Source organism: Micromonospora globbae (genome assembly GCF_003610785.1).
Lineage (GTDB): Bacteria > Actinomycetota > Actinomycetes > Mycobacteriales > Micromonosporaceae > Micromonospora > Micromonospora globbae.
Map to the genome: position 1 here is coordinate 1 of NZ_RAQQ01000058.1, position 7,607 is coordinate 7,607.

At 70.4% G+C, this 7,607-nt stretch carries 13 protein-coding genes and 1 pseudogene; 6 read left to right on the top strand and 8 right to left on the bottom strand.

The window, feature by feature from the left end; all coding sequences use genetic code 11:
* Both D7I43_RS31740 and D7I43_RS31745 read left to right on the top strand, forming a co-directional pair.
* Window positions 1–126: pseudogene (locus D7I43_RS31740) on the top strand (IS5 family transposase); the annotation flags it as partial.
* 2 nt (window positions 127–128) lie between these two features.
* A complete protein-coding gene (locus D7I43_RS31745; protein WP_204985335.1) occupies window positions 129–839 on the top strand; it encodes an NAD(P)-binding domain-containing protein in 711 nt (236 codons plus the stop codon).
* A gap of 44 nt (window positions 840–883) precedes the next feature.
* Here D7I43_RS31745 and trxB read toward each other — a convergent pair whose 3' ends face one another.
* The 7 genes from trxB to D7I43_RS31780 form a co-directional block, all read right to left on the bottom strand.
* Entirely contained in the window at window positions 884–1,816 is a 933-nt protein-coding gene (gene trxB, locus D7I43_RS31750) for a thioredoxin-disulfide reductase (protein ID WP_120332247.1), read from the bottom strand.
* A gap of 67 nt (window positions 1,817–1,883) precedes the next feature.
* Entirely contained in the window at window positions 1,884–2,291 is a 408-nt protein-coding gene (locus tag D7I43_RS31755; protein ID WP_120332248.1) for an arsenate reductase ArsC, read from the bottom strand.
* Complete coding sequence (locus tag D7I43_RS32930; RefSeq protein ID WP_158610203.1) at window positions 2,288–2,440, bottom strand: hypothetical protein; 153 nt, start codon at window positions 2,438–2,440, stop codon at window positions 2,288–2,290. Before D7I43_RS32930 ends, D7I43_RS31755 begins: the two co-directional genes overlap by 4 nt.
* 32 nt (window positions 2,441–2,472) lie before the next feature.
* Window positions 2,473–3,219 carry an aquaporin gene (locus tag D7I43_RS31765; RefSeq protein WP_120332250.1) on the bottom strand — a complete coding sequence of 249 codons (747 nt, stop codon included), beginning with the start codon at window positions 3,217–3,219 and terminating at the stop codon, window positions 2,473–2,475.
* A 55-nt stretch (window positions 3,220–3,274) separates the two neighbouring features.
* Window positions 3,275–3,931, bottom strand: a complete 657-nt coding sequence (locus D7I43_RS33970; protein ID WP_120332251.1) for an arsenate reductase ArsC — start codon at window positions 3,929–3,931, stop codon at window positions 3,275–3,277.
* Window positions 3,928–4,614 carry an arsenate reductase/protein-tyrosine-phosphatase family protein gene (locus tag D7I43_RS31775; protein ID WP_120332252.1) on the bottom strand — a complete coding sequence of 229 codons (687 nt, stop codon included), beginning with the start codon at window positions 4,612–4,614 and terminating at the stop codon, window positions 3,928–3,930. The genes D7I43_RS33970 and D7I43_RS31775 overlap by 4 nt, the downstream gene beginning before the upstream one ends.
* A 75-nt stretch (window positions 4,615–4,689) precedes the next feature.
* Entirely contained in the window at window positions 4,690–5,022 is a 333-nt protein-coding gene (locus D7I43_RS31780; RefSeq protein ID WP_120332257.1) for an ArsR/SmtB family transcription factor, read from the bottom strand.
* Window positions 5,023–5,084: 62 nt separating this feature from the next.
* Here D7I43_RS31780 and D7I43_RS31785 point away from each other — a divergent pair, with 62 nt between their 5' ends.
* Complete coding sequence (locus D7I43_RS31785; RefSeq protein WP_120332253.1) at window positions 5,085–6,212, top strand: flavin-containing monooxygenase; 1,128 nt, start codon at window positions 5,085–5,087, stop codon at window positions 6,210–6,212.
* 36 nt (window positions 6,213–6,248) lie between these two features.
* On the opposite strand, the gene D7I43_RS31790 is transcribed toward D7I43_RS31785, so the two are convergent.
* A complete protein-coding gene (locus D7I43_RS31790) occupies window positions 6,249–6,623 on the bottom strand; it encodes an ArsR/SmtB family transcription factor (RefSeq protein WP_120332254.1) in 375 nt (124 codons plus the stop codon).
* 85 nt (window positions 6,624–6,708) lie between these two features.
* Here D7I43_RS31790 and D7I43_RS32935 point away from each other — a divergent pair, with 85 nt between their 5' ends.
* Genes D7I43_RS32935 through D7I43_RS31800 form a run of 3 tightly spaced genes read left to right on the top strand, consistent with a single transcriptional unit; the run spans window position 6,709 to window position 7,567 of the window.
* Window positions 6,709–6,858, top strand: coding sequence for a hypothetical protein (locus D7I43_RS32935; protein ID WP_158610204.1), 150 nt, complete (start codon window positions 6,709–6,711; stop codon window positions 6,856–6,858).
* 17 nt (window positions 6,859–6,875) lie between these two features.
* Window positions 6,876–7,124, top strand: a complete 249-nt coding sequence (locus D7I43_RS31795) for a hypothetical protein (RefSeq protein ID WP_240033319.1) — start codon at window positions 6,876–6,878, stop codon at window positions 7,122–7,124.
* Window positions 7,121–7,567 carry a hypothetical protein gene (locus tag D7I43_RS31800; protein ID WP_147427371.1) on the top strand — a complete coding sequence of 149 codons (447 nt, stop codon included), beginning with the start codon at window positions 7,121–7,123 and terminating at the stop codon, window positions 7,565–7,567. The genes D7I43_RS31795 and D7I43_RS31800 overlap by 4 nt, the downstream gene beginning before the upstream one ends.
* Window positions 7,568–7,607: the final 40 nt, after the last annotated feature.

Below are 7,607 nucleotides of genomic sequence, written 5' to 3' on the forward strand. Positions count from 1 at the left end.
ATCAATCGGCTCAAACGCCACCGTGGTCTGGCCACTAGGTACGACAAGCTGGCCGTCCGCTACGAAGCCACCATCCACGTCACCGCCATCAACGAATGGCTACGCGCACTTCGAGACACGACCTAGCGGTGGAGAGCGAGGCTGGGACGTGGTTGGCCCGGTACGTCATCTCGGCGACTGGCACGTGGGAGTGCCCGTACGTGCCGGACGTCCCGGGTCGTGAGGCGTTCGCCGGTCGGCAGTTGCACACGGTGGACTACACCTCGCCGCAGGACTTCCGGGGGCAGCGGGTCGTGGTCGTCGGTGGGGGTAACTCGGCGGCGCAGATCCTGGCCGAGGTGTCCCGGGTCGCCGAGGCCACCTGGGTCACCATGCGCCCTCCGCGGTTCATGCCGGATGACGTCGACGGTCGGGTGCTGTTCGGGGTTGCCACCCGCGCGGCCGGCGGTGGTGCAGGTGGCGGTGTCAGCGACTTGGGGGACATCGTGATGGTGCCCACCGTCCGCGATGCGCGGGAGCGCGGGGTCCTGCACGCCCGTCCGATGTTCGTACGGCTGACCGCGCACGGCGTGCGTTGGGCGGACGGCGCCGAGCAGTCCTGCGATGCCGTCATCTGGTGCACGGGGTTCCGGCCAAACCTCACCCATCTCGCGCCGCTGCTACCAGGCGGGCGGCACGGAGAGGTGGAGACCGAGGGAACACGGTCGGTAGACGAGTCCCGCCTCTACTTGCTCGGCTACGGCGACTGGACGGGGCCGGCGTCGGCGACGCTGGTGGGTGCGGGCCGGACGGCGAAGGCCACGGTGGCGGACATCGCCACTCGAATCCGAGAGTCGTAGGCCTGAGGTCCGGCCGGCTCGGCCAGGACCTCAAGCGGTGTCGGTTAGGGCAGGGCGGCGAGGTAGCGCTCGGCGTCGAGGGCGGCGGCGCAGCCGGTGCCGGCGGCGGTGATGGCCTGCCGGTAGGTGTGGTCGACGAGGTCACCGGCGGCGAACACACCGGGCACGTTGGTGCGGGTGCTGGGGGATTCAACGGTGACGTAGCCGTCGGGGTCGAGGTCGACCTGCCCCGCGAAGAGTTCGCTGCGGGGGTCGTGGCCGATGGCGACGAACACGCCGGTGGCGTCCAGGATCCGGGTTTTGCCGGTGTGGACGTCACGGAGGCGGGCTCCGACGACGGCACCGTTGTTGCCGATGATTTCCTCGACGATGCTGTTCCACGCGATGCGGATCTTGTCGTTGGTGAGGGCGCGTTCGGCCATGATGGGGCTGGCGCGGAAGGTGTCGCGGCGGTGCACGATGGTGACGCTGCGGGCGAAGCGGGTGAGGAAGGTGGCTTCCTCCATGGCCGAGTCGCCGCCGCCGATAACGGCGATGTCCTGGTCGCGGAAGAAGAACCCGTCGCAGGTGGCGCAGGAGGAGACGCCGTGCCCGAGGAGTTCCTGTTCGCCGGGGACACCGAGGGGCCGCCAGGCGGATCCGGTGGCGAGGATGACAGCGTCGGCGCGATAGGCCTGCTCGCCCACGTGCACGATCTTCGGGCCGGGGCCGGTGAGGTCGACGTGGGTGGCGTCGTCGGTGAGGAACTGGGCGCCGAATCGGTCGGCCTGCTTGCGGAGATTGTCCATCAGCTCGGGGCCGGTAATGCCGTCGGGGAAGCCGGGAAAGTTCTCCACCTCGGTGGTGGTCATCAGCGCGCCGCCGGATTGGGCGCCCTCGATGACTAGGGGTGTGAGGTTGGCGCGGGCGGCATAGAGGGCCGCGGTGTAGCCGGCGGGCCCGGAGCCGATGATGATCAGGCGGTACGGGTCGGGCACGAGGGGCTCCTGCTCAGTTGAGCCGCCCGCTGGTGGGGCTGGCGGGCGAGGTGGGGCGGGGTGATGTTCAGGTGGTGGGGCGCAGGTCGGCGAGCAGGTTCTCCACTCGGGTGCGGATCTCGTCGCGGATGCGACGGACCGCGTCCAGGCCCTGGCCGGCCGGGTCGTCGAGTTGCCAGTCTTCGTACCGCTTGCCCGGGAAGGCCGGGCAGACGTCGCCGCAGCCCATCGTGATGATGACGTCGGAGGCTTCGGCGGTGGCGTAGTCGAGGATCTTCGGCTTGTTGGCGGTGATGTCGATGCTGACCTCACGCATGGCCTCGATTGCCACCGGGTTGATCTGGTCGGCGGGCTCGGAGCCAGCGGAGCGGACCTCGACGGCGTCACCGGCGAGGTGGCGCAGCCAGCCGGCGGCCATCTGGGAACGGCCGGCGTTGTGGACGCAGACGAACAGGACGCTGGGCTTGGACATCAGATGCCTTTCTTGCAGTACAGGTCATAGGGCCGATTCATGGGCACTTCGGCGCGGGTTGCAGGTAGGAACCGGTCGGGGTCGCTGTTGTGGTCGAGCAGTCGGTAGCGGCCGGCGGGGCGCGGCGGGTTGAGCAGGTGGCGGTTGCCCATCTCTGTCTCACCCTGCTCGGGGTTGGGGACCGTCACGGGCGCTGGTCCAGCACCGGGTCGCCTTCCTTCGCAGGGACGACGACCTGATCGGCGGCCCGCCCAGCATCGGGGTAGAGCGCAGCGAGCAAACCGACGCCGACTACCAGCCCGACCAGTTGGGCGACGACGAACCCGGGGAGGGAAGCGGGCGCGATGCCGGCGAACGTGTCGGTGAACGCCCGCCCGATGGTGACCGCGGGGTTGGCGAACGAGGTGGACGAGGTGAACCAGTAGGCGGCGCCGATGTAGGCACCGACGGCGGCGGGTGCGACGGGGGCGCGGCCGGAGCGGGCGAGGGCGAAGATCAGCAGGAGCAGGCCAGTGGTGGCGACGACCTCGCCGAGCCACAGGTGCCCGGCGGCCCGATCCTTGTGGGAGAAGTCGACGGCGGCGAGGTTGAACATCAGGTTCGCCAGCACCGAACCGGCGATCGCGCCCAGCACTTGGGCTGCGATGTAGCCGCCTAGGTCGCGGGCGGTGAGGCCGGTGCCGGCGCGGCGGCCGAGGAACCAGTCAGCGGCGGATACGACCGGGTTGAAGTGTGCCCCGGAGATCGGGCCGAAGATCAGGATCAGCGCGCCGAGGGCGAACGCGGTGGCGGTGGAGTTCTCCAGCAGTTGGAGGCCGACGTCGCCGGGGGAGAGGGTGGTGGCCATGATGCCGGAGCCGACCACGGCGGTGACCAGCAGGGCGGTGCCGGTGAACTCGGCCAGCAGGCGCCGCCGAAGTGCGATGGTCATCAGTCTGTTCTCTCTCCTGGTCGAGCGGTCACCACATCTGCTGTGACGGTGCTGGTTATCGGGTGGCGGCGACGTTCAGCTCGTCGAGCAGGCGGCGTACCCGGCGTTCGATCTCGTCCCGGATCGGCCGCACGCCGGCTAGGTCGAGCCCGGCCGGGTCGTCGACGACCCAGTTCTCGTAGTGGGTGCCGGGGAAGACGGGGCAGGCGTCGCCGCAGCCCATGGTGACCACGACGTCGGCGGCACGGACGACCTCGTCGGTCCAAGGCTTGGGGAATTCCTCTGAGATGTCGATGCCGCGTTCGGCCATGGCGGCGACCGCGGAGGGGTTGATCTCGATGCCGGGTTCGCTGCCCCCGGACCACGCCACCGCGCCGTCGCCAGCGAGGTGGGTGAGGAAGCCCAGCGCCATCTGGGAGCGGCCCGCGTTGTGGGTGCACAGGAACAGCACGACGGGACGGCCGTCGCGGTGGTGGCCTTCGACCCGGGCGAGGGCACGCAACCGTTGGCGGGCGAAGCGCTCGGCGAGCAGCGGTAGGTAGTTCGCGATGCTGGCGACGGTGGCGAACTGGTCGTAGCTGCTGTGCAGGAACCGCTCGATTGTCTCGGTGCCGTAGGTACCGTCGAACTCGGCGGCCAGTCGGGTCGCGGCGGTGTGTAGGGCGACCTGCTGATCGAGGGTGATCTCCTGGTGGGGGCTGGTGTCGGTCATCGGGGACCTCCGGGGATAACGGCGGGAGCGAGCCGGTTGACCCGGTCGGCGAGGTCGGCGTAGGCGGCTTCGAACGCCTCGTCGGTGTCGACGCGGACCGGGTCCGGCACGGACCAGTGCAGGCGGGGGCGGACCGGGCCGGTCAGTTCCTCGTGGGCGTTGTCGCACACGGCGATCACCAGGTCATCGTCACGGACGATGTCGGTGACGTGGGCGGTGCTGGTCGGGTCGAGGTCGAGGTGGTGGCGGTAGGCCACAGCCAGCGCGCGGGGGTGCACCCGGGCGGCAGGTTTCGTGCCGGCGGAGGCGACGTCGCTGTGGGTGTGCTGCTTCCACAGCGCGGCGGCCAGCTGGGAGCGGGCCGAGTTATGGGTGCACACGAACACCACGCGGCCGACGCCGGTCAGCCGGGGAGCGGCGAGTGCGGCGAGGGCCTCCGGGCGGAGCCGCAGGTAGGTGCGGCGGCGGTCACCCTCGGATCGGCCCTTGGTGACCAGGCCGGCGTCGGTGAGGACCTTGACGTGGTGGGCGACCAGGTTGGTCGGCATGTCGAGGGTGTGGGCGATCTCCCCTGGGGAGGCATCGCCCAGGGTGAGCGCATCCACGATCGCCAAGCGGGCCGGGTCGCCAAGTGCGGCGTGGATTCGGGCACGCCCCACGAGGGAAGGAGACTCAGTATTCATTGACTCAATGATTGCTGAGGCACCTCCCAGAGTCAAGCTGTTCCCACAGCGGGTCCGGCCATTAGGGGGGCTCGATCAGCAGCAGGTCGACAGGTAGGACTGCAAGTCAGCCAGGGCGGCGAGGGCGCCGTCGCGGTCGGCCCGGTAGAACACCGTCTTGCCGTCGCGTCGCGAGGTGACCACTCCGCCGCGTCGCAGCAGCGTCAACTGCTGCGACGCGGTGGCCTGACTGATGCCGACCCGCTCAGCCACCTGGCCCACGGACATCTCGGCGCCGCGGGCGAACAGCATCATGATCCGCTGCCGCGTGGGGCTGCCGAGGGCTTTGAGGAACTCCTGCGTCTGCGGCGCAAGACCCGGGGCACCGCTCTGCGGCCCGGTCGGCTGGTCGGCGGCGGTCTGGCTCATGGTCACACCTTTCCTCGTCACCCTCATATTGTCATTCAACAAAATGACGATATGATCGTGGCATGACCGCTCAAGCTGATCCCGTGATCATCATTGGCGGCGGCCAGTCGGGGCTCACTGCCGCCCGTGCCGCCCTCGCCGTCGGCCTGCGTCCGGTTGTCCTGCACGCTGGTGACTCACCGGCTGGCTCCTGGCCGGACTACTACGACAGCCTGACCCTGTTCTCGCCCGCCCGCTACAGCGCGCTGCCCGGCATGGCCTTCGACGGGGACCCCGACCACTACCCCCACCGTGACGAGGTCGTCGCCTACCTGCTTCGCTACGCCGGCACTCTCGACGCCGAGATCCGCACCGGCGTACGCGTCACCGAGGTTCACCCGCGCGCTGGCGGCGGGTACCTCATCGGCACCGACGCTGGTGAGCAGATCGCCGCAGCCGGCGTCGTCGCCGCAAGCGGGTCCTTCGGCAACCCGTACCTACCCGACCTGCCCGGCCGGGGCGACTTCACCGGCGACCTGCTGCATGTCGCCGACTACCGCCGGCCCGGACCCTATGCCGGCAAGCGGGTGATCGTCGTCGGGGCGGGCAACTCCGCGGTGCAGGTCGCCTACGAACTCGCGGCACACGCGCACGTCACCCTCGCCACCCGGGAACCCGTCCGGTTCCTGCCGCAGCGCATCGGCGGGCGGGACCTGCATCACTGGCTGCGCGTCACCGGCGCGGACCGCCTCCCCCGAGGCGTGCTCACCCGCCTGATCCGGCACGCCGCCGTGCTCGACACCGGTGTCTACCGCGACGCCCTCGCCTCCGGGCAGCTCGCCCGTCGGCACATGTTCACTGCCTTCACCCCCGACGGCGTCGTCTGGGGCGACGGCACCATCGAGTGCGTCGACGCGGTCATCTTCGCCACCGGCTACCGCCCGAACCTGGGCTACCTGGAGCCCCTCGGCGCCCTGGCGCACGGCACGCCCCGACAGGTGGGCGGACTCTCCACCAGCCACCAAGGGCTCGTCTACGTGGGGCTGGAGTTCCAGCGGTCCTTCGCCTCGAACACGCTGCGCGGCGTCAGCCGCGACGCCACCCACGTGATGCGCGCCCTCGCCGCGCACCTGTCCGGACGGCGCAGGCTGCCACGCTCGGCAGCCGTCCCGGCGTCCGCGCCGACCGGCACGTCCGGCGCAGGACGCTGACCCACTGCGCGGCAGCCGTCCCGCACGGGCGGTGGGTTACGAGTCGGCTGGCGCGACGGTGAGCAGGGCCGCCAACTGGCGCAGGATCCCCGGACGCGCCCGGTAGTAGACCCAGGTGCCCCGCCGCTCGGCGTCCACCAGACCTGCCTGACGCAACGTCTTCAGATGATGCGAGATCGTCGGCCCGGTCAGGTCGAACGCCGGTGTCAGGTCACACACGCACGCCTCCCCACCTTCGGCGGAAGCGATCATCGACATCAACTGCAGCCGCACCGGATCACCCAGGGCCTTGAACGCAGGCGCGAGGACCGCGGCGGTCTCTGCCGGCACCCGGCGCTGCGCCAGCGGCGGGCAGCAGGGTGCATCGGCGTTCAGGTCGATCACGGCGAGGGGCACGACTTGCTTCGACATGCCTCTAGGTTGACATCCCTCTAATCAGCGTGCAAGTCTCTGCTTAGACAGACGTCAAGACAGACACCGTCGGGAAGGAATCGTCATGTTCGGCAAGGCTCGGCGGTCATCGGCAGCGCCGGCGGGAGTGGTGTTCTGCGACTCCTGCGCGGAGGTGTCCACCGCCGCCCAACGCGCGCAGCGCCGCTACGAACGCGCCCGCACCACCGTCTACACCCTGATCAGCCCCCGATAACCGGAAGGGACATCCTGATGAGCGAGAACATCCAGACCACCGGCGGGTTCGCCGGCGACCCGGCCGCCGCCCTGGCGGTCACCGGATCTGGCTCCTGCTGCGGAAGCCCCGCCCAGGCGGTCGGCGCGATCCTCCCTCCCGCCGGTGAGGCGGCGACGGCCGGCGGCTGCTGCGGCACGGCGGAGGCCGCCCATGCCGCCGGTTCCTGCTGCGACGCCGAGGCCAAGGCCGACGCCATCACCGCGGGACAGGGGTGCTGCGGATGATGTCCTCGGCCTTGCTGGCAGACCTGCTCGGCCAGGTGTCGACGGACCGGATGACGGCCACCGTCGCCGCCCTCGCCGGGGACGGCTTCGCCGGCCGACGCGTCGGCTCGGCCGGCGGGGCCGCCGCCCGGGCGTGGCTCGTCGACCAGCTCGCCTCCCTCGGTGCTTCCCTGACGACCGACGCCTTCCCGGTCCGGTCCGTGCCGCAGGTCTACGCGGCGCCAGCGGCGATGTGGGGCGGCGACGACACAACCGCCTCGCTGGCCTTCAGCCGGCAGGTCGCGATCCACACCGCCTCCGCGCAAATGAGCGAGGTGCGCCGAGGGCCGCTCGGGGTCGCCGGCCGCGAGGACCCCTGTCGGGGTACGGCCTGGAGTGCAGAGCTAGGTACAGCTGATCTTGCAGAGGTGCGCACTGTTTGTCCGTCGTCAGCAGGTGACTGAGGGTGAGGCTGCTCGGGTCGTGATCGGACCGGCGTGGGGC

Coding starts and splice junctions, on each gene's coding strand:
- D7I43_RS32930 (WP_158610203.1), bottom strand. CDS start 2,440: ATGGGCAACCGCCACCTGCTCAACCCGCCGCGCCCCGCCGGCCGCTAC.
- D7I43_RS31765 (WP_120332250.1), bottom strand. CDS start 3,219: ATGACCATCGCACTTCGGCGGCGCCTGCTGGCCGAGTTCACCGGCACC.
- D7I43_RS33970 (WP_120332251.1), bottom strand. CDS start 3,931: ATGACCGACACCAGCCCCCACCAGGAGATCACCCTCGATCAGCAGGTC.
- D7I43_RS31775 (WP_120332252.1), bottom strand. CDS start 4,614: ATGAATACTGAGTCTCCTTCCCTCGTGGGGCGTGCCCGAATCCACGCC.
- D7I43_RS31780 (WP_120332257.1), bottom strand. CDS start 5,022: ATGAGCCAGACCGCCGCCGACCAGCCGACCGGGCCGCAGAGCGGTGCC.
- D7I43_RS31785 (WP_120332253.1), top strand. CDS start 5,085: ATGACCGCTCAAGCTGATCCCGTGATCATCATTGGCGGCGGCCAGTCG.
- D7I43_RS31790 (WP_120332254.1), bottom strand. CDS start 6,623: ATGTCGAAGCAAGTCGTGCCCCTCGCCGTGATCGACCTGAACGCCGAT.
- D7I43_RS32935 (WP_158610204.1), top strand. CDS start 6,709: ATGTTCGGCAAGGCTCGGCGGTCATCGGCAGCGCCGGCGGGAGTGGTG.
- D7I43_RS31795 (WP_240033319.1), top strand. CDS start 6,876: ATGAGCGAGAACATCCAGACCACCGGCGGGTTCGCCGGCGACCCGGCC.
- D7I43_RS31800 (WP_147427371.1), top strand. CDS start 7,121: ATGATGTCCTCGGCCTTGCTGGCAGACCTGCTCGGCCAGGTGTCGACG.